Annotated in this window: 17 protein-coding genes; 7 read left to right on the forward strand and 10 right to left on the reverse strand. The window is 59.1% G+C overall.

Annotated features, from left to right (window positions below; all coding sequences use genetic code 11):
• Nucleotides 1-176: 176 nt before the first annotated feature.
• The 4 genes from trkA (at nucleotide 177) to hflX (ending at nucleotide 4,727) form a co-directional block, all read left to right on the forward strand.
• Nucleotides 177-1,553: a Trk system potassium transporter TrkA gene (gene trkA, locus ACR0MS_RS05670; protein ID WP_480570381.1), complete on the forward strand. Its 1,377-nt coding sequence runs from the start codon at nucleotides 177-179 to the stop codon at nucleotides 1,551-1,553.
• Complete coding sequence (locus tag ACR0MS_RS05675) at nucleotides 1,553-3,091, forward strand: TrkH family potassium uptake protein (RefSeq protein WP_480570384.1); 1,539 nt, start codon at nucleotides 1,553-1,555, stop codon at nucleotides 3,089-3,091. The genes trkA and ACR0MS_RS05675 overlap by 1 nt, the downstream gene beginning before the upstream one ends.
• A 125-nt stretch (nucleotides 3,092-3,216) precedes the next feature.
• Nucleotides 3,217-3,456 carry an RNA chaperone Hfq gene (gene hfq / locus ACR0MS_RS05680; protein ID WP_010440340.1) on the forward strand — a complete coding sequence of 80 codons (240 nt, stop codon included), beginning with the start codon at nucleotides 3,217-3,219 and terminating at the stop codon, nucleotides 3,454-3,456.
• The gene (gene hflX, locus ACR0MS_RS05685; RefSeq protein WP_480570388.1) at nucleotides 3,456-4,727 is read left to right on the forward strand and encodes a GTPase HflX; all 1,272 of its coding nucleotides are present in this window, start codon (nucleotides 3,456-3,458) and stop codon (nucleotides 4,725-4,727) included. Before hfq ends, hflX begins: the two co-directional genes overlap by 1 nt.
• 3 nt (nucleotides 4,728-4,730) lie before the next feature.
• On the opposite strand, the gene ACR0MS_RS05690 is transcribed toward hflX, so the two are convergent.
• The 4 genes from ACR0MS_RS05690 to hemB all read right to left on the reverse strand — a co-directional run bounded on the left by ACR0MS_RS05690 (nucleotide 4,731) and on the right by hemB (nucleotide 9,582).
• Nucleotides 4,731-5,126, reverse strand: coding sequence for a nuclear transport factor 2 family protein (locus ACR0MS_RS05690; protein WP_480570391.1), 396 nt, complete (start codon nucleotides 5,124-5,126; stop codon nucleotides 4,731-4,733).
• A 107-nt stretch (nucleotides 5,127-5,233) separates the two neighbouring features.
• The gene (locus ACR0MS_RS05695; protein WP_480570394.1) at nucleotides 5,234-7,696 is read right to left on the reverse strand and encodes a penicillin acylase family protein; all 2,463 of its coding nucleotides are present in this window, start codon (nucleotides 7,694-7,696) and stop codon (nucleotides 5,234-5,236) included.
• A 174-nt stretch (nucleotides 7,697-7,870) separates the two neighbouring features.
• A complete protein-coding gene (locus tag ACR0MS_RS05700; RefSeq protein WP_480570397.1) occupies nucleotides 7,871-8,443 on the reverse strand; it encodes a lipid-binding SYLF domain-containing protein in 573 nt (190 codons plus the stop codon).
• Between the two features lie 140 nt (nucleotides 8,444-8,583).
• On the reverse strand, nucleotides 8,584-9,582 hold the full coding sequence (gene hemB, locus ACR0MS_RS05705) for a porphobilinogen synthase (protein ID WP_480570400.1): 999 nt from the start codon (nucleotides 9,580-9,582) through the stop codon (nucleotides 8,584-8,586).
• Between the two features lie 120 nt (nucleotides 9,583-9,702).
• On the opposite strand from hemB, the gene ACR0MS_RS05710 reads away from it, so the two are divergent.
• Together ACR0MS_RS05710 and mfd are read left to right on the forward strand one after the other, a co-directional pair.
• Nucleotides 9,703-10,227 carry a component of SufBCD complex gene (locus ACR0MS_RS05710; protein WP_480570403.1) on the forward strand — a complete coding sequence of 175 codons (525 nt, stop codon included), beginning with the start codon at nucleotides 9,703-9,705 and terminating at the stop codon, nucleotides 10,225-10,227.
• Nucleotides 10,228-10,248: 21 nt separating this feature from the next.
• Entirely contained in the window at nucleotides 10,249-13,701 is a 3,453-nt protein-coding gene (mfd, locus tag ACR0MS_RS05715) for a transcription-repair coupling factor (RefSeq protein WP_480570406.1), read from the forward strand.
• Between the two features lie 6 nt (nucleotides 13,702-13,707).
• Here the strand turns inward: mfd and ACR0MS_RS05720 are convergent, their stop codons facing one another.
• The 5 genes from ACR0MS_RS05720 to ACR0MS_RS05740 form a co-directional block, all read right to left on the reverse strand.
• The gene (locus ACR0MS_RS05720; protein ID WP_480570409.1) at nucleotides 13,708-14,361 is read right to left on the reverse strand and encodes an SH3 domain-containing protein; all 654 of its coding nucleotides are present in this window, start codon (nucleotides 14,359-14,361) and stop codon (nucleotides 13,708-13,710) included.
• Nucleotides 14,358-16,022, reverse strand: a complete 1,665-nt coding sequence (locus ACR0MS_RS05725; protein WP_480570412.1) for a tetratricopeptide repeat protein — start codon at nucleotides 16,020-16,022, stop codon at nucleotides 14,358-14,360. Before ACR0MS_RS05725 ends, ACR0MS_RS05720 begins: the two co-directional genes overlap by 4 nt.
• Before the next feature lie 57 nt (nucleotides 16,023-16,079).
• Nucleotides 16,080-17,288 carry a multidrug effflux MFS transporter gene (locus ACR0MS_RS05730; protein WP_480570415.1) on the reverse strand — a complete coding sequence of 403 codons (1,209 nt, stop codon included), beginning with the start codon at nucleotides 17,286-17,288 and terminating at the stop codon, nucleotides 16,080-16,082.
• 76 nt (nucleotides 17,289-17,364) lie between these two features.
• Nucleotides 17,365-18,024: a DsbA family oxidoreductase gene (locus ACR0MS_RS05735; RefSeq protein WP_480570418.1), complete on the reverse strand. Its 660-nt coding sequence runs from the start codon at nucleotides 18,022-18,024 to the stop codon at nucleotides 17,365-17,367.
• Complete coding sequence (locus ACR0MS_RS05740) at nucleotides 18,021-19,538, reverse strand: class I adenylate-forming enzyme family protein (protein WP_480570420.1); 1,518 nt, start codon at nucleotides 19,536-19,538, stop codon at nucleotides 18,021-18,023. The genes ACR0MS_RS05735 and ACR0MS_RS05740 overlap by 4 nt, the downstream gene beginning before the upstream one ends.
• Nucleotides 19,539-19,603: 65 nt before the next feature.
• Here ACR0MS_RS05740 and ACR0MS_RS05745 point away from each other — a divergent pair, with 65 nt between their 5' ends.
• A complete protein-coding gene (locus ACR0MS_RS05745; RefSeq protein WP_480570423.1) occupies nucleotides 19,604-20,227 on the forward strand; it encodes a helix-turn-helix domain-containing protein in 624 nt (207 codons plus the stop codon).
• Here the strand turns inward: ACR0MS_RS05745 and ACR0MS_RS05750 are convergent.
• A complete protein-coding gene (locus tag ACR0MS_RS05750; protein ID WP_480570426.1) occupies nucleotides 20,216-20,452 on the reverse strand; it encodes a hypothetical protein in 237 nt (78 codons plus the stop codon). The two genes, ACR0MS_RS05745 and ACR0MS_RS05750, sit on opposite strands and share 12 nt — an antisense overlap.
• Nucleotides 20,453-20,918 lie beyond the last annotated feature (466 nt).

Genomic DNA, 20,918 nt, shown 5'->3' on the forward strand with positions numbered 1-20,918 from the left:
CCCTCGCGATAATACATGGAAAGAGGGCCGCAGGACGCGACCGTCATCACAGGAATAAGCAAACGAAGCACTGATTTCATAGGGTTATCTTGCCTTGAATGAACAGGTATGACAATTCAATTGACCGCTATCAGGGCATCTGTCATTCAAAGATTTCAGGCAGAAGGGCCAAAAACATGAAGGTCATCATATGCGGTGCCGGTCAGGTTGGCTGGCAGATTGCACGGCACCTGTCGGGCGAATTGAATGATGTAACGGTTGTGGACAACAACCCGGACCTCGTGCGCCGGGCGACAGAAACACTGGATGTTCAGGGGATCGCGGGGTTCGCCAGCTACCCTGACGTGCTGGAACGTGCAGGCGCGCGCGACGCTGAGATGATCATTGCCGCCACCCATTCGGACGAGGTGAACATGGTCACCTGCCAGATGGCGCATTCGGTCTTCTCGATTCAGCGAAAAATCGCGCGTCTGCGGTCAAAGTCCTATCTTGAGGCGATCCACTCGGACCTCTATCGCCGGGATCACCTGCCAATCGACGTGGTGATCAGCCCGGAACGAGAGGTTGCAGCCGCAGCCATGCGGCGTCTGTCTGCCCCGTCAGCTTTTGATACTGAAATGTTCATGGACGGTCAGGCGCAGCTATTGGGAATTCGCATCGACGAGGATTGCCCGATCGTAAACACTCCGTTGCGGCAATTGACCGATCTGTTTTCGACGCTCAGTTCCGTTGTTGTTGGGGTTCGGCGCGAGGGGACGTTGTTTGCGCCTGATTCCGAAGATCAGCTTTTTGTCGGTGACGAATGTTATGTCTTTGCCAATGTCAAAGACGTGGACCGCACGATGGAGGTGTTCGGAAAGGCGCAAAAGAAACAGGATCGTGTCGTCATCGTCGGCGGCGGGAATGTCGGGCTTGAGGTCGCCCGCACGCTTGAAGAACGCGAAAGCCGCGTCCGTGCCAAAATCATTGAACGGGATCGCAATTGCGCCGAACTCGCGGCTGAGGCGCTGGAGCGCACGATTGTTCTGAATGGCGACGGGCTGGATGCGGCGTTGCTGCGCGAGGCCGGGATTGAGCGTGCAGACGCGATGCTGGCCGTCACCGACGACGACCGTGCCAATATGCTGGCCGCCGTGCGCGCCAAGGCCGAAGGCTGTGCATTGGCGATTGCGCTGATCAATGACCCCAGCATGGTCGCCTTGATGGGGCCTTTGGGAATTGATGCCTATATCAACCCGCGTGCGACCACGGTGAGCTCGATCCTGCGTCACATCCGCCATGGGCGTGTGCGGCAGGTCTATTCCATCGGCGATGCCGAGGCCGAAGTGATCGAGGCCGAGGTTCTTTCCACCTCGCCCATGGCGGGGCAGCGTCTGCGCGATATCGACTTTCCAGAAGGTGTCCTTGTAGGTGCCGTCCGCAAAGGCGAAGAACTGTTTCGGCCAACTGGCAGCCTGCGGATCGAGGAAAAAGACGTGGTCGCCATCTTTGCCATGGCCAAGGACGTGCCCGAGGTCGAACGGTTGCTACAGGTCTCGATTGATTTCTTCTGATGGAGCGGACGCGGGCACACAGGATCGGGCTGGTGCGGCGATTGCCGCTGTTCCTGCTCATCTGGGGCATCGCTGCTTTGTCGATGTGGGTCCCGGCGATCTATGCATTGGCGCTGGATGACCACGACACGTCTCGGTCCTTCTTCTATTCGGGATTGTTGGGGCTGTTTGTCGTGGCAAGCATTGCCCTTGCGTCATCGAACCGGGTTCCGCGACGGGGAACCTTGGGGCAGTTGGCCGTGCTGTTGGCCTGTTTCACTGTTTTACCGCTCTTTCTGGCGATCCCGCTGCATGATGCCTTGGGGAATACCACGTTCCTGAATGCGTATTTCGACATGGTCAGCGCATTGACGACGACCGGCGCGGATATTTTCCCCGATCCGGACCGATTGACCGCCCCTTTGCATCTATGGCGGGCGCAAGTGGGATGGATGGGTGGCCTGCTGATGTGGATTTCTGCCGCAGCTATTCTGGCGCCTTTGTCACTGGGTGGGTTCGAAGTAACGGCCCGAGGGCAGCCGGGGCGACCCGTTTCCGGCGTGGCGCAGAGTGAAAAGGTCGATCCGCGCGGCCGGTTGATCCGTGTCGCGCGTGCTCTGACACCAGTCTATGCCGGTCTGACAGCGGTGATCTGGTTGCTTCTGCTGATCGCGGGCGAGCAGGGTTTGACCGCGATCTGCCACGCCATGTCCACGATGGCCACGTCGGGTATTTCGCCAGTGGGGGGGCTTGAAGGCGCACAGGCTGGCATTACCGGTGAGGCGATTTTGTTTCTATTTCTCTTCTTCGCCCTGTCGCGCCTGACATTTTCGACCGATACGGCCATGACCGGGTATTCTCGGCTGGACCAGGATCCCGAATTCAGGATCGGCCTGATGATTGTCCTTTCGGTCGCCGCATTGTTGTTCATTCGTGTGTGGGCGGGTGTGAATGAAATTGGCAAAACGATGGAGCCGTTGCAGGCGCTGAGCGTTCTTTGGGGTATGACCTTCACGGCCCTGTCCTTTCTCACCACTGCGGGGTTCGAAAGCGCCAATTGGAACGACGCGCAGCAACTGTCCGGTTTGGGCACGCCCGGCCTGATCCTGATGGGGTTGGCGCTGATTGGCGGGGGCGTTGCGACAACGGCAGGTGGCGTCAAGCTGTTGCGTGTGTTTGCCCTGTATCTCAACGGCGCGCGCGAGATTGATCGGCTGATCTACCCCTCCTCGGTCAGCGGGGTGGGTGGCGGCAACAGGCGTATCCAAAGCGACGGGGCCTTCATCGCGTGGATCTTTTTGATGATGTTTGCGCTGACCGCTGCGGCGTTCAACTTGCTGCTGGCTGCAACCGGGGCAGGGTTTGAACAGGCAATGGTTTTGACCGTTGCCGCGCTCAGCACGACCGGGCCGTTGATTGAACTGGCCACGGATGTTCCGCTGCGGCTGGTGGATTTGTCTGAAGGTGCCAAGCTGACAATGTGCGCCGCAATGGTCATTGGTCGGCTTGAAACCCTGGCGATTGTTGCGCTGATAACGCCAACACTTTGGCGGGGCTAAGAATCCACACCCGCAGAATGTCTTATTTTTCATCTGGAAACTCGGTTAACGACACTCCATACTCTGCCGGAGGGAGCGCGTTGGTCCGCAGCGCGTAGCAAGAACAATGGCGAGATTATAAAAATATGGCTTCGGACAGACAGAATCTGCAGGACGCGTTCCTGAACAATGTACGGAAAGCAAAGGTCCCGGTCACAATTTTCCTGATCAACGGTGTAAAATTGCAGGGTGTGATTACCTGGTTCGATAACTTCTGCGTGTTGCTGCGCCGCGACGGACAGTCGCAGTTGGTCTACAAACACGCGATTTCGACCATCATGCCGTCGCAACCGATCAGCCTGTATGAGGGCGAAGACGCCTCTTGATGGAACACGATAGGACGCGCACCCGCGCTTGGGTGCTGCATCCGGAAATCAAGTCAGATGAACAGCGCCGTGTCCCAGAACCGGCGCTGGAAGAGGCGGTGGCACTGGCTGCCGCTTTGCCCGATCTGGACGTGATCGGGTCGGAAATCGTGCGCCTGCAACGCGCCCAGCCCGGTTTGCTGTTCGGCAGCGGCAAGATTGAGGAACTGGCAGAGCGGTTGCACGAAAACAAAATCGAACTGGTTCTGATTGACGGGCCGGTTACCCCTGTTCAGCAGCGCAACCTTGAAAAAGCCTGGAAGGTCAAAATCCTTGATCGGACGGGTCTGATCCTCGAGATTTTCAGCGATCGTGCGCGGACCCGCGAGGGTGTTCTACAGGTCGAGATGGCCGCGCTCAGCTATCAGCGGACGCGCCTTGTTCGGGCGTGGACCCACCTTGAACGGCAGCGAGGCGGGCTTGGATTTGTCGGCGGACCCGGTGAAACCCAGATCGAAGCCGACCGGCGCGCTATTGACGAACAGCTTGTGCGCTTGCGGCGGCAATTGCAGAAGGTGGTCAAGACACGGACTCTGCACCGGGCCGCACGCGCTAAGGTGCCATATCCCATCGTTGCGCTGGTGGGCTACACGAACGCAGGTAAGTCGACGCTGTTCAACCGTTTGACCGGGGCCGAGGTGATGGCCAAGGATATGCTGTTCGCCACGCTCGACCCGACCATGCGCCGGGTAGAACTGCCTGACGGCCCCGAGGTGATCCTGTCGGATACGGTGGGGTTCATCTCGAACCTGCCGACCGAGCTGGTCGCGGCCTTCCGTGCTACGCTGGAAGAGGTTCTGGGGGCGGACATCATTGTCCACGTCCGCGACATCAGCCACGACGAAAGTGATGAGCAAGCTCGGGATGTCGAAACGATCCTTGGCTCGCTTGGGGTTGATGACGAACGTCCGCGACTTGAGGTCTGGAACAAGATCGACCTGCTGACCGACGAGGATCGCGAAGCTGCCATCGCGCGCACCGATCGCGATCCTGCGATCTTTGCGATATCTGCGGTGACGGGTGAAGGGATTGAGCCGCTATTGGCCGATATTGCGGTCAAACTGCAGGGCGTCCGGCATGAGACCACATTAAAATTGGGATTTGCCGAGGGCGACAAACGGGCGTGGCTATTCCGTCAGGATGTTGTCCAGTCGGAGAAACAGGAAGATGACGGGTTCGAAATCACGGTCCTGTGGACCGACAAACAGGCCGCGCAATTTTCCGCTCTCTAAGGGTCAGGCCCCGTCGATCTGTCGTTGATAGTCTTCGGCGTCGAACCAGCCGAGAGAGGACTTAACCTTGTGATCCTCAGCCAACTCCCACTCTTCCCAGCCTCGGGTGATGACATGATTGCGGGTTTGGGCGTGGTGCCCTTCTAAGGTCCAGACGAAGATAGCGTGGGTTCCGGCCCATCTCAGCATATCGCATCGAACTTCAAGGTCGACAAATTCGTCAAAGAACCCGCGCGCCATATCCGCGATTGCTGAGCGCCCGACAAATGGATCACCGCGATTGATGACGATTTTCCCGTCCGGCGCAAAAAAGCTGGCGACCGCTTCAGGATCGCCCGAGCTCCACGCGATTGCGTAATCCCGCGCGAGGTTGTTCAACGTATCCCGAATACTGGCCATGAATACCCCCCGGTTCCAATCAATGACCACTGGGATCGTAAGCCAAAACAAGGGGCTGCGTCCACGCAGCAGTGAAAAAGGGGCAAGGTCTTGCCGAAAGGACGAAATCAGCGCGGGATCAAATTCGTTACGCCCACAGCCGCTGCACGGGCCAGATCAAGATCCAGCGACATTGGAATATACTCCCCACGCCGCCAGAGTTGCGCCTGATCGTCATAGTAGCGCGACAGGAAATGGCCCGATTGACCGGTGGCCGTGATGAAGACCGAGCTGTCGGGGTCCGCGAAATCATAGACGCCCCGATAGCCTGCGCCGTGCACGTTCTGGAACGGGTCCGGCCCTTCGCCCGAAGTGCGTCCGCGCAGCAGGGTGTTGTCGCCGCCGCTGGTGGATTGGCGGATATTGACGAAGAACCGTAGAACCGGAACCGAGCCCAGAACCGGGTGATCATGGGTGGCCTGATGCGCGTCGCCCCAGCGCAGGGATTCCAGCGACCCGCCATATTTCTCGGAAATCCAGATCAGCGCGTCGTCCAGCGCCAGCCGCGCCATGTCTGTGCAGGTCTCGACAGGTGCGCTCTGACGCACGTCACACCATACGGCCGCGCCGTCGATATCGCGGTAGACACGTTCGATGAACAGGGGTTCGACATGTTTGTATTCAGCAGCCAGCGGGCCAAGATCATCCGAGATCAGGCGGATTTGCAGCGCCCGCAGCCACGCGGCATAGATCAGCGGTTCGGGCAGGTGTTCGTTCATTTCGCCATTCCACTCGGCCAGCAAACCCAGTGCGATCTGGCGCTGACGCTCGGGCGTGCCTTCGGGGGCCGATGCTCCGGTGAACCACAGGTCCGCGCCGATCAAGGGCAGCAGCGAGCGGGCGGTAAAGCTGACGGTGTCCAGTTGCGCCTCGATAAAACTGTCGCGTGTGTGAACCTCGCGCGATTGCATAAGGCGTTCCCAGCGGTGAATGCGCTGCGTGTCTCCCCATTCATATGAAACATGCTCGGGGAAGGGGCGGTCTATGATCTTGTTGTTCGTATTGCCCAATATGCCGCCCGCCGGGGCCACAAATTCGGGGTTGTCCGCATAGGGCAGGCGACCCTGCCAGCGGTTTTCGGTCAGCCATCCGGGGGTGGGGATGCGCCCACGGCTTTGGTTGCGCAGGTCGCGCTTGGGCATGGCCCCGATCAGCTTCATACCGATCGTGTCCTTGTCCACCAGTGACAGGTTCTGAGATGGGGCGATGAACAGTTCGGCTGCGTCGATCGCTTGCGGCACGGTATCGGAATTCATCAAGGCCATCGACGCCGTCATCGACGTGTCCCGCGCGCTCAAAGCGGTCCAGGACAGCGATGCGACGTGCCCTTGGGGTGTGATGCTTCCCAGATCGTAGTGACTGCCGGGCAGAACGGGGCCATTTTCCGTCCATCGCAGGGTCAGAGTGATAGGCGCCTCATCCTTGATCTCGATGATTGACGGACGAGTGCGGAATGTTTTGTACCCGTTGGGGGTCAGGTATTCTTCGGGATTGTCGGGGTTGAGCTGTTCAATATGAACGTCCTGATCATCCAGATAGGACGAGGTTAGTCCCCATCCCAGCCGATCGCTGCGCCCCGCCATGACCGAGGGGATGCCCGGAATCGTCGCGCCGATGACGCCGCCTTTTTCCAGTTCCAGCCGGGCCAGATACCAAACTCCGGGGGCGGTGAACCCCAGATGCGGATCGTTTGCCAGCAGCGTCCCGCCAATGGCCGATCGTGAAGGTGCAGCGGTCCAGGCGTTTGACGCCCCGGCCAGCCCCCGTTTCGGGAATGGCGAGAGCGGACTGCCGGGCATCGGTGATCCGGCGGCATAGCGGGGCAAGCCCGGAAACAAGGCGGCATATTCGGGTAAGGCCGCGATTCCGGCACCCGGAACATCGGGCAGGATATCCGCCAGCCGCGCCGGGTTGTTCAGCAACAGCGAAGTGCGCGCCCTCAGCACCTCATCCTCAAGATGGCCCGACAACTGAAGGTTCATCAGTTTAATCACAGCGATGCTGTCACCGGGTTGCCAGGGCGAAACCGGCGCGTTGAACAGGAACATCTCGGGCGCGCCGCGTCCAAGCGCCATTTCATTGATTTCGCCCAGCCGCGCGTTGACCCCGGCAGCATAGGCGCGCAGCGCGGCCATGGTGTAGTCGTCCTGCACATCGACCGAGCGATGGGCAAGGCCGTAAAGGTCAAGCCGACGCAGCAATTTGTCGATTGAAACCGTGCGCGCGCCGAACACTTCGGACAGACGCCCCTGCGCGGTGCGTCGCAGGACGGTCATCTGCCAAAGCCGGTCCTGCGCATGTGCATACCCAAGCCCGAAAAAGACATCCGGGTCAGTCTCCCCCAGAATATGCGGCACATTGGCTGTATCGCGGACGATTTCCACGGGCGCCGTCAGCCCGCGCACCTCGACGGTCTGATTGTATTCGGGCAGGGATTGGCTGGCTAGAAAGTAGACCAAAATGACAGCGGCCAGAGTAAGAAGGACGAGACCCGTGGCGACGCGCACCAGCCAACGAAATACTAATCCCATCTGAGGCTCATTTTCTGATCTAACTCCGTTTGGCGTCAGAGTAGTGGAAGCCCATCCCAACCGAAAGAGGAACGCCCGCAGAATGTGCATCTTTGCGCAACGTCGCAAAGAAAAACCCCTGCCACAGAGATGTCTCCAGGGCAGGGGTCAAGCACTGAGGGGGTTAGTGCTGACTTACGGAATGATCCGCGTGTATTTTGTGCCTTCGACTGTCGCGCCGATCTTCAGGCCCGCCTGACCGAAGACGGCTGCCAAAACCGGAGAGCGCAACGTCGTCGTGTCTGTCGAGAGCGAGTCGCCCTGATCGCTGACCACGTAGCCGATATCAGCGCCAGCCGTCCAACCGCTGGAGCGACGGAAATCATTCAATGCGTCCTGTGTCATGAAGAACAGCACGTGGGCGTATTGCTGTGCGCCGACCTGCAATCCAGCGGTGCCTTTCACGGCTGAATAGTAGTCGACCGTCGCGCCATTGATCCGCAATGCGCCGCGGCCGTAACCGCCGCCAAAGACGAACCCGGCCTCGGTGATCAAGGGCATGACGAGCATACCGTTGGCTTTTTCCGCGATCTCTACCGTATTCGGATAGCGCGAGTACATTTCGGTCAGCGTGGCGTCGACGCGCGCGTCGATGGTGGCCGCGTTCGAATTGCCGACACCATTGCCGCAAGCGGCGGTAAGGGTCAGCCCGGCCATGCCAAAGGCAAAGCCACGACGACTTAGTCGAATGGGATTGGAACTGCTCATGTTTTTTCTCTGTATGACTGCCTGATTTGTCGGGTGTTCCCGATCTTATGGGCAAGGATACGCCTATTGAGTCCACGTGTCACGGGAAAGCTGCATCACCCCCGTTCACAATAGGCGAATTATCGCGACAGTCTGAGGTCTTAGCCCTGAAGATGTCGGGCGACCTCTGGGGCAAAGTAGGTCAGGATGCCGTCACATCCCGCGCGCTTGAACGCGAGAAGGCTTTCCAGCATGACCTTTTCCCCATCCACCCAACCGTTCTGTGCCGCCGCCTGGATCATCGCGTATTCACCGGACACCTGATAGGCGTAGGTCGGTGCGCCGAATGTGTCTTTGACGCGTCGGCAGATATCCAGATAGGGCATGCCTGGCTTGATCATGACCATGTCGGCACCTTCCGTCAGATCACGTTCGATCAGGCGCAGGGCCTCGTTCGAATTGGCCGGGTCCATCTGGTACGTCTTCTTGTCGCCGGTCAACGCACCAGACGCCCCAACCGCATCACGGAACGGGCCATAGAAGGCGCTGGCGTATTTGGCAGCGTAGCTCAGGATCATCACATTCTGGTGGCCAGCGGATTCCAGCGCGCGGCGCATTTCTCCGATCCGGCCATCCATCATGTCAGACGGTCCGATGATATCAGCGCCCGCGTCAGCCTGCGCGAGCGTCATCTTCACCAGCGCCTCGACCGTCTGATCGTTCACAATCTCGCCATCGACGACATACCCGTCGTGGCCGTTGATGTTGTAGGGGTCCAAGGCCGCATCCGTCATGACCGCAATATCCGGAGCCGCGGACTTGATGGCGCGAATGGCACGGTTGGACAGGTTGTCAGGGTTCCACGCCTCGGCACAGTCTTCGGTTTTCAGGCTGGGATTGGTGTAGGGAAAGATGCAGATCGCTGGGATTCCAAGCGCTTGGGCTTCAACTGCGGCCTTTGAAATCAGATCGACAGACCGCCGCACAACGCCGGGCATGGAGGGCACCGGCTCTTCAATCCCTTCGCCGTCGCGCACAAATACCGGCCAGATCAGATCATCCGTGGTCAGGGTGTTTTCGCGGACAAGGTCCCGAATTGCCTGAGATTGCCGCACCCTGCGGAAACGAGCCATGGGAAAAGGGGCGATGGTCGGTTTCATGTCGCGCTCTCCTTGAATATTCCCGCATTGGGTGGCATGAATTCCGCGTAGTCTCAAGGGTAACGATGGACGCGCCTGTGCGAAGAGGGCCCCTAAGGACAGTGAACAAAGGGCTGACGCTTGGATTTATACTCTTCGATCTTCGAACTCATCGACATGCGCAGCTTTTCCAACCTCTGGTATTGGATCGCGCTGGCTGTTCTGTGGTCCACGGCCAGCCACTGGGCCATGGGTGTGCCTTATGATCTGGTTGTTCGCGCGCGCCGTGTCGGTGGACAGGCTGAAAAAGACCTGCTGGATATCGTCAGGATCAACAAGAACCGGCTTTTGTACATTGTGGACGTGTCCGGGCTTATCCTTCTGGCCTTGACCTGCTTTTTCTTCACAGGGTTGGCGACACTTGGGTTTTTCTATGGGGTCGAATTCGCTCAGGCGGTCTTTCTGCTTTTGTTTCCGCTGTGTGTGGTGATGTTGATCAACATCTCGGCCGCACGCAAATTGCAGCGGACCGAACCGGGAATGACCGTCGTGTCCAAGATTCTCACACGATGCAGGATCTATACGCAGATCGTCGGGATGATTTCGATCTTGATCACATCGCTCTGGGGTATGTATCAGAACTTTTCGATCGGCGTTCTGGGATAGAGAATTCGGAAAGGCAAGGCGATGACGGCTCCGAACCACGTGACGGTTGGCGGCGCCCCCGAAGGGTTTGACGCACAGCTTGTTCTGAACGAAATGACCCGGAACGGCGGTCCGGTCTGTCATGTCGCGCGGGATGACAAGCGGATGGAAGCGATGCGTGCCGCGCTTGCTTTCTTTGCGCCTGACGTTCCGGTGTTTGTGTTTCCCGGCTGGGACTGTTTGCCATACGACCGGGTGTCGCCGAATGCGGATATCGCGGCGGCGCGGGTTGCGACACTGGCGGCTCTGGTCCACCAGATGCCCGAGCGTTTTGTGCTGCTGACCACCTTAAACGCAGCAACACAGCGCGTTCCGGCGCGGGAAGTTCTGAAACAGGCCGCCTTTACCGCACGGGTAAATCATCGTGTCGACGAACAGGCCCTGCGTGCGTTTCTGGTACGAATGGGTTTCACCCAAAGCCCCACCGTGATGGAGCCCGGAGATTATGCGGTTCGCGGCGGTATCATCGACATTTTCCCACCCGGTGAGTCCGGTCCCGTGCGCCTCGACCTGTTCGGAGACGTTCTGGACGGCGCGCGACGCTTTGATCCGGTTTCGCAGCGCACCACTGAGAAGCTGGATGTGGTGGAACTGGCCCCGGTGTCCGAGGTTATTCTGGACGAGGCCGCCATTACCCGGTTCCGCCAGAACTACCGCATCGAGTTCGGCGCGGCCGGGACGGATGATCCTTTGTACGAAGCCGTCAGTGCCGGGCGCAAACATCAAGGTGTCGAACATTGGTTACCGTTCTTTCACGAAAGGCTGGAGACCCTTTTCGACTATCTGCCGGGGGCCACGATCTCGCTGGATGATCAGGTGACGCCTGTACGTCTTGCGCGGTGGGATACGATTGCCGATCAATATGAAACCCGGCGTTTGGCACTGGAAAACCGATCCCGCATGGACACGGTCTATAAGCCGACCCCGCCCGGATTGCTGTATCTGGACGATACCGCGTGGGAGCAAGCGGTCGGTGACCGTCGGGTGCTGCAATTCAGCCCTTTGCCACAGGCCAGCGGACCGGGTGTAATCGACGCAGGCGGGCGGATCGGGCGCAACTTTGCGCCCGAGCGTCAGCAGGAAAGCATCAGCCTGTTTGGGGCGCTGGCCGCACATATCACCGACAAGATGGCGAAAGGCCCGGTGCTGATCGCCTCTTACTCCGAGGGCGCGCGCGAACGCCTGACCGGGTTGATCGAAGACGAAGGTCTGGCCGAGGCGATCCCCGTCACCGACGGCACTCGCGTCGGCAAACGCGGCCTGCATCTGGCTGTCTGGGCGCTGGAGCATGGGTTCGAGACCCCCGACCTGACGGTGATTGCCGAACAGGACGTGCTGGGTGATCGCCTGATCCGTCAGCCCAAGAAACGCCGCAAGGCTGAGAACTTCCTGACCGAAACCCAATCTCTGACCCCCGGTGATCTGGTGGTTCATGTGGATCACGGCATCGGCCGTTATGTGGGGATGGAGGTCGTCACTGCCGCCGGTGCCGCACATGAGTGCCTGCTGCTGGAATATGCCGAGCAGTCGAAATTGTACCTGCCGGTTGAAAACATCGAACTACTCTCCAAATACGGCCATGACGAGGGGCTTTTGGATCGTCTGGGTGGCGGCGCGTGGCAGGCCAAGAAAGCCAAGCTGAAAGAGCGCATCCGCGAGATGGCGGACAAGCTGATCCGCATCGCAGCCGAACGCGCGCTGCGCAAAGCGCCGGTGATGGACCCTCCGCCCCACGCGTGGGAGGAGTTCAGCGCCCGTTTCCCTTATCAGGAGACCGACGACCAACTGCGTGCGATTTCCGAGGTGATGGAGGACATGCATTCCGGCGCGCCGATGGATCGCCTGATCTGCGGCGATGTGGGCTTTGGCAAGACCGAAGTTGCAATGCGCGCCGCTTTTGTCGCCGCCATGTCAGGTGTGCAAGTGGCGGTGATCGCGCCGACCACTCTGCTGGCCCGTCAACACGCCGCCAGCTTCAAGGAACGCTTCCGAGGCTTCCCGCTGGAAGTGCGTCAACTGTCGCGCTTTGTCTCCGCAAAAGACGCTCAGCAAACTCGCGACGGGTTGGCGCGGGGTACGGTTGATATTGTGATCGGCACCCACGCGCTGTTGGCCAAGGGCATCCGTTTCAACAATCTGGGCCTGCTGATCATCGACGAGGAACAGCATTTCGGTGTGGGTCACAAAGAGCGTCTGAAACAGTTGCGCAGCGATATCCACGTCCTGACCCTGACCGCCACGCCAATCCCGCGCACGCTGCAACTGTCCCTGACCGGTGTACGAGACCTGTCGATCATCGGCACGCCACCCATCGACCGTCTGGCGATCCGCACCTATGTCAGCGAGTTTGACGCGGTCACGATCCGCGAGGCGCTGCTACGGGAACATTATCGTGGTGGACAAAGCTTCTACGTGGTTCCGCGCATCTCGGACCTGCCCGAGATTGAGGAATTCCTGAAAGAGCAACTGCCGGAACTGACCTATGTGGTGGCACATGGGCAGATGGCGGCGGGTGAGCTTGATGACCGTATGAACGCTTTTTATGACGGCAAATATGACGTGCTGCTGGCGACAACGATTGTGGAAAGCGGGCTGGATATTCCAACCGCGAATACGATGGTCGTACATCGCGCCGATATGTTCGGCCTTGCGCAGCTCTATCAGATAAGGGGTCGGGTGGGGCGCTCGAAGACCCGCGCTTATGCCTATCTGACCACCAAACCGCGCCAGAGACTGACCGCCACGGCCGAAAAACGCCTGCGCGTGTTGGGGTCGTTGGATACACTGGGCGCCGGGTTTACGCTGGCCAGCCAGGACCTCGACATTCGGGGCGCGGGCAATCTGCTGGGCGAAGAACAATCTGGCCAGATGCGCGATGTGGGATATGAGCTGTACCAGTCGATGCTGGAAGAAGCGATAGCCAAGATCAAAGCTGGTGAGATGGAGGGGCTTTCCGATGCCGATGACCAATGGGCCCCGCAGATCAATCTGGGTGTGCCGGTTCTGATCCCCGAGGATTACGTGCCCGATCTGGATGTCCGTCTGGGCCTGTATCGCCGTCTCTCGTCGCTCTCGACCAAGGTCGAACTGGAAGGTTTTGCAGCGGAATTGATCGACCGCTTCGGCAAACTGCCGAAAGAGGTTAACACCCTGATGCTGGTCGTCCGGATCAAAGCAATGTGCAAACGCGCCGGTATTGCGAAGCTGGACGGAGGGCCCAAGGGCGCGACGATCCAGTTCCACAATGACAAATTCGCGTCACCTCAGGGCTTGGTCGAATTCATCCAGAACCAGCGTGGACTGGCCAAGGTCAAAGACAACAAGATCGTCGTGCGGCGCGATTGGAAGAAAGATAGCGACAAGATCAAAGGCGCTTTCGCCATTGCGCGGGATCTGGCGGAAAAGGTGATGGCCGAGAAAAAGGCCAAAACCTAGAGTGCATTAATCACCTGCCACAAAAGTGCATAACTGCCACTGACCGGTCTCTGACTTGGCGAACGCGGCGCGATACCCGACCATCGGCCACAGAAACTGGCCGTGCATGTAGCCCTGTCCGCCATCGGTCAGCAAAACCTGCTGGTAATCGCCCAACTCGGAGTAGTTGCGGACGATGACGACTTCGTAGCTGATCAGATCCAGAATGGGTGCGCCCCGGTTTGGAGACTGGCGCAGAGTCACGTCCGACGCATTGACGAAATAAGCCATATAGGGGTCCAGCGAGGCGGGCAGGGTGATCTGCCACTGATGCGGCATCCAGAACTCACCGTCTTCGTCGAAATAGCCGGGTTGAGACAGGGTGTTTTCAAGATCGGACCAATAGGTCTCGCCTCGTTGTTCAGGCAAGGTGGCCGGATCGGGGGTCAGAAGCTCTTGGAACTCCTCGGGGCCGCCATCCCCGCCGTGGCTGAGGTAAATGTCAGGACAGGCCGCAGCTATGACCGCGTCAGTGGCACGCGCTTTGACGCTGGCCAGCAATTCGGTTCGAAATGCCAAAAGACTTGGGTCTTGGTCAGCCTCATCCACAGGGGGAAAACTCTGTCGATCCGCCAGTGCCGGGCCGCAGGCAACGGCTGCAGCCAGTAGAAAGGGTTTCATTCAGCGGCCCTCATCGCCGCCTGCGCGCAAAAGCAGGAGGCGGCGACGGCCCGGTCAGCGCGGGCAAGCGCCAGGTCCAGCCTTTGGCTGATTTGCTTGATCTCGTCGGTCTCGCCGCGCGCTTTCAGGCAATCGTACAACCCCTTGAGGCTCCAGACATTGTCGGGATGGATCGAGGCGCGGCTGAGCGTGCCGCCCAATCCCAAATCCTCGCGATAGACAGCTTCGGCTTCGGCGGTGTGGCCCTGTTCGAACAACAGGGCACCCAATGCGTGACGGGTCGGCTGCATCCAGCCCCACGGCTCATCATAAGGCAGGTTGTCGTCCAACTCGACCGAGCGTCGCAGATGGGCATAGGCGGCATCGTAATTTTCTTTGCGGTATTCGATCTCGCCCCGCAGCATTTCCCGCGCGACGTCCAGCAGGTCAATAACACGGTTGTTGTGCAGCAGCCGCGTTTCGGGAACACGGGCATTGGCCGCAAGAAAAAGCTGTTCCTCGGCCTCGGCTTCGGCCACCTGTCCGGTCGCCGCAAAAGCGATGGCGCGGGCATAGTAGATTGTTGCGGTCAGGGTAAGGAACAGGTCGGTGTCCTTGGGTGGTTCAAGCGCCTTGGCCTCCTCCCAGCGGCCAAAGCGGATCAGGATGTGCGGACCCATGGACATGTAGCTTTCGAAGTAATCCGCCATTGGCGGGCTTTCGATGCGCAGCATTTCCTCGGGCGTGGTGTCCCACATGCCCTGATTGGCACGCAGGGCTGGTTCGATTTGACCCAGAAACAGCGCGCCATAAATTACAAAGTGATAATCGTGCTGGCGATAACCTGTGTACACGTTGAACGCGCCTTCGCGTTCGTAATACTTCAGATCTGCCTCGATCGCCTTTTCGTTCCAGTGCACGACGTTCTGGTAGTGGCCGCACAGAACGTCGATATGGGTGGGCATGTGCACCAGGTGGCCCGCATCCGGCACCAGTGTGCGTAGAACGTCCCCCGCTTTCAATGCCTTCTCGGGGGTTGGCGACATTTCCATCAGGTGCACATAAAGATGCAGAAGACCGGGATGAGACATAGCTGCCGGATCATCCGCCATGGCGTCTTCCAGCACCTGCTGGGCTTCAAGCGTCGCAGCACCCTCGGCTGGTTTCCCTGTTTTCAGGTCCCACATCTGCCAGGGTGTGAGGTTCAACAGCGCTTCGACATAGATGGTGCGCAGGTCCAGATGATCGGGCAGCTTGGCAAAGGCTGCGCGCATGGCGTCCGCGAAATCGTGGTCCCATTGGTGCATTTCGCCCGTTGGCTCGGCTTGCGGATATCGGGCAGGCAGCGCGCGGATCAGCGCCTGCTCGACCGGGGTGCAGCCGTCGGCCAAAGCAAGCGCTTGTTGGGTCGCGTCATAGGCCAGCGTCAACGCTTTTTTCTTCCCGCGTTCATCCAGCAGGTTCCACGGCAGGTTGTAGTTCGGGCCAGCGGCATACGCGACACCCCAGTGCGCCATTGCGCAGTCCGGGTCAGCTTCGACCGCGCGCTGGAAACAGGCGACGGCCTCATCGTGATTATAGCCGTAGGTCCAGACCAACCCACGGTCAAACCAAAGCTGCGCCTCGGCCGAGTTGGTCGTGACCGTGCAGGTGTGTGATCCCAGATCGTAATAGTCGCTCATTGAAAATCTCCACTCGGGTTGAGCGGAGGTTAACCTGATTCACCGGGGCTGCACAGGTCAGGCCAGCAATCTGTTTTCGATCCGACCCATATGCAGCATGAGGCCGAATCCCAGTGTGCTCATCGTCAGTATCCCGGCGGCCAAAGGCGCGATTGAGCCGTCAAACAACAGGCCAATCGGTGCGGCAATCGCCGCAGCTAGAACCGTTGAGATCGCCCCGATGACCGAGGCGGCCATGCCCGCGATATGACCCATCGGTTCCATCGCGATGGCGTTCAGGTTGCCCATGGTCATTCCCGCCATGAAGAATACCGCAGTCTGCCAGCTTACGAATACGGCGAATGACAGGGCGGGTGACAGCTCCATGCTGTTCAGAACAATGACTGAGGTCGTGAAAACGATCTGCGCGCCCAAAACCCAAGTCACAATCCGGCGCATTCCCAGACGGATGACAAGGGCTGCGTTTAGCAGGCTGGCAGAGCCGGACATCAGCGCCACGAAGCCGAACCAGAACGGAAAGCTTTCGGCGCTGTCATGGATGATGTCATAGATCGGCTGCACCATGGTCAGCATGGTGAACAGCATCCCAAGGCACAGGGTCTGCACCATAATCGAAACCCGCACGGTAGGATGTGCAAACATCTGGCGCGCCGCGTCCAGCATCAGCGGTAAACGCAAAGGACGCCGGTTTTCAGCCGCCAGCGATTCCGGCAGGCGCAGCCCCATCCAGACGATTGTGATCAGCGAGAACAGTATGAATGACGCGAAAATTCCGCGCCATCCGGTCAGCGCGATAATTCCAGCGCCCATCATTGGCGCGATGGCCGGAACCAGCGTAAAGATCATCATCGCAATCGAGACGATGCGGGCCATTTCGCGGCCGGAATACAGGTCTCGGATAATGGCCATCGCGACCACACGCGGGGCAGAGCAGCCGATACCCTGGAAAATTCGCGCGATAAGCAACATCTCGAGCGAGGAACTGGACCACGCCACCGCCGCCGACAGGATATACAACGCAGAGCCCACATAGATGACTGGCTTACGTCCGAATGCATCAGACAGTGGACCAGTAAAGAATGTCCCGATGCCCATCCCCAGAACGAATGAGGTCAGGATCAATTGAGCTTTGTTGATGTCATCCGGGCTGAGTTGCGCACCGATTTCCGGCAAGGCGGGCAGCATGGAATCGATTGAGAACGCGATTGTTGCGAACATCATCGCGACAAGTGCGACGAACTCTCCTCGTGACATGCGACCGGCCATAGTGCCCTCCTGACCCGGTCGCGCTATCACGGCAGATCAGGTGGCACCAGAGATCAATTGTGCACAGGGGGGTGTGCTAATTTGCAGGGGAAGCCTCAAGCTGAGACATGATTTCACCGATCACACGCTCCCACATTTCAGGAGGTTGAGCGCCGGGAACGGCGTGCTGGTTGGCCACGATGAAGGTCGGGACCGAGTTCACTCCCATCTGGCGCGAATGCGTGTCGCGGTCGCTGATATCCTGACGATCGGCATCTGATTTCAGCAATTTCAGAACGACCGCAGCGTCCATTCCGATGCTATCGGCGATATCAGCCAGCACTTCGTGGTCTCCGATGTCGCGGGTCTGAACGAAATAGGCGTCGAACAGGGCGTCAACTGCTGCGTTTTGCTTTCCCTCAATCCCGGCCCAATGGATCAGGCGGTGGGCGTCCAGCGTGTTGGGCGTGCGCTTCATCCCCTCAAAATTGATCTTGAGACCGGCATTTCCGGCGTGTTCAACAACGGGAGCATAGGCGCGGACTGCACCGTCCTTGCCGCCAAACTTGCGTTCCAGATACTCGCGCCGGTCCATGCCTGCGTCAGGCATGTCGGGGTTCAGTTGGAAAGGGTGCCATTCGATGACAAAGGGATGATCCGGGATTGCGGCCAGCGCCTTGTCCAGATGGGTCTTGCCGATATAGCACCACGGGCAGATCGGGTCGGACATGATGTCAAGCTTGACGGTCTGGGTCATTCGGTGGTCGCCTTGAAATAGGCCGGAAGCGCCCGGCGCAGGAGTTTGCCATTGCCGCCGGTCGGCAGCTCGGGCAGGTGGATAAAGGCCCGCGGCTGTTTGTAGCGCGCCAGATTAGCTTCCACATAGGTGCGCAGCGCATCTTCGTCCAGCTTTTCCGGGCCTGTATAGAAGGCAGCTATCAGGAATGTGTCCTGTTTCACCTCGACGGCGGCGGCTCCTGCCTGCGTGATGCCGGGGTATTGTGACAACACGGCCTCAACCTCGACCGGGGACACGCGATACCCGCCTGCGTTCATCATATCGTCGTCACGGCCCAGATAAGTTATCTGCCCGTCTACGGCCATCGCCCCCTGATCGCCGGTCAGAAACCAATCACCCTGCATCCGCGCCTGCGCTTCGTCTGGGGCATTCAGATAGGTCAGCATCAGGCCGGGGTCCGAGCGGTGGATGGCGATCGTGCCTTCGGTTCCCTGCGGGACCGGACCGTCCGGCCCGAGGATGGCCACGCGGCGACCGGGCTGCGGTTGGCCCAACGCCTCACCCCGCGCCGGGTGTTCGGGGCTGGATGAGATGAAGGTCGAGCATTCGGACATGCCATAGGCCTCGAACAGTTCGGTCCCGGTGGCGCGTTGCCATTGAGTATGAAGCGTGGGCGACAGTTTCTCACCTGCGCAGAGCCCATGCCGTAGATGCGGTAGGGTTAACTTATCGGTCGTTCCGATGATTTTTCGAAAGACGCCCGGTGCGGCCGCGAAAATAGTGGCTTGGTGGTCGCGCAAAAGAGCGGGCAGCGCGGACAGATCGGTTCCGGGTTCAGGGATCAGCGCAGTGGCGCCGATGGTCCACGGATCCATCAACCCCGTGCCCAAGGTGTATGTCCAGTTGAACGCTCCTGCGTGGCACAGGCGGTCGTCTTCGCGTAGACCATACCATCCATCCACCATCATCTGCCGGGCCCAAATCGCGCGATGCGCATGTGCGACAGCCCGGGGTTTCCCAGAGGTTCCCGAGGTATAGACGACGTACGCCATCCTTTCGGGATCGCCCATCTGGAACGCGGCGGGGGACAGGTCCCGCATGGCGGTGAGGTCGGTCAAGGTGATCTGTGCAGGGTGGTTGGCGCAGGCCACAGTCGGGTCACGCAGAACGGCTGCTGGCTTTAGGTCTTGGATGATCTTTGCGGTTTCGGGTTCAGTCAATTGGGACGAGGTCGGCACCGGTACGATCCCCACCGATATCGCACCCAGATAGGCGATGGGGAAATCGACGGTGTTTCCCAGCCTCATCAACGCGATGTCTCCGGGTTCCAAACCGGATTGCAGTAACCCCGTGCCGGTGCCAAGAATGGCACGTTTCAACTGCGCGTATGACCAGTGTTGCGCATCTGCCGGACCGATGACGGACAGGGCGATCTTTTCGGCCAGACGATCGGCTTGACGCAACACATGCGCCGCCAGATTGAACGGGGCTGGGCAGGCCAAAGGAGGGCCCTGATCGAAAACAGAAAGCATATCGACTGGCTAACGTGACGTCTGTTGCGTTGCAAGCAGGTCGGCCTGGCCCTATAGAATTGCGCATGAGCACGCACGAACAGACATCCCTGATCCGATTGGCCCGCGACTCGGGCGAACCCACGGAAGTTGAGCCGCTGGACCTTGGCGCACGTGTGCGCGAGCTGCGCAAGGCACGCAAATGGACGTTGGAGCAAGCGGCAACTCAGGCGGGGTTGGCGCGTTCGACACTCAGCAAAATCGAAAACGGTCAGATGTCTCCGACCTATGACGCGCTGAAAAAACTGGCGACCGGGCTTGAGATTTCAGTGCCCCAGCTATTCACCCCGCCACAACGGGAACAGGTGATTGGCCGCATGGCCGTCACCCGGATGGGAGAGGGCGCGGCCCATCCCACGGCGACTTACGAGCACGAGTTGTTGGCCGAAACGCTGACGAAAAAGCAGATGCTGCCTTATCGGGCGCGTGTGCGGGCGCGGTCGATGGAAGAATTCGAGGGCTGGGTCCGCCACGACGGGGAAGAGTTTCTTTATGTGCTTACCGGTGTCGTGCGTCTGTACACCGAGTTCTACGAACCCGTGGAAATGCGCCGCGGCGACAGTGCCTATTACGATGGCAGCATGGGACACAACGTGGTGTCAGTCAGCGACGAAGACGCGACGATCCTTTGGGTGACTTCACTTACTTAATGCGCGGCTGAACTCTCGGTTCAGACCTTCCGTGAACAGAAAGTCCTCAAGCTCTTCATGGGCTTCGTTCACTGTCAAGTGGTGACGTTCCGCAAGGTAAGCCTCAAACCCTTTGCGATCCTTGCTGAACAGCGGTTTGTCCTTGTCGCGCAGGTTTGGAAAGCGCCGTTTGGCGCGCGAATACATTGCGTCCCAGTCTTGCGTCAGGTCATTCCAGTTCAACATCTGCAAGCTTTCCGGTTTCCAGGTTTCAAAGCTGCTCGGCCATAAATAGGGTACGAAGGGGCGTAGGTCGCCAGCGCATGACAAAATGTCGCACCCATTTTCGGTCTGTTGCAGGGAACAAAATGCCCGTTGCAGGCAAACCGTAACGGGCATACGGACCCAAGTTAGGAGTGAGTGGAGGCTGGTCCGCAAAACACGCGCGCTACGAAGCAGAAAAAAGCTATGTTCCGAAATTCAAAGCAATAATCAGGTCACGCAAAACGCTATAATGACCAAAGGCTACAACGCATGGATGTATTCCGTAAAGTCCTTTGTGTGAACTTTTTGAACATTAACTCAAATTAGTATGTGCGCCAACCTGTGGTGGTAGGTACAGCCGACACCGCTAGATGTTGGGGCTATCGGTTTGTGTGCCGATTTTCGCCGAAAAGCTGACTGCTTTGGATTTTGGCCCGTGTTCGGGTTT

Source organism: Ruegeria sp. CJ2, assembly GCF_056536745.1.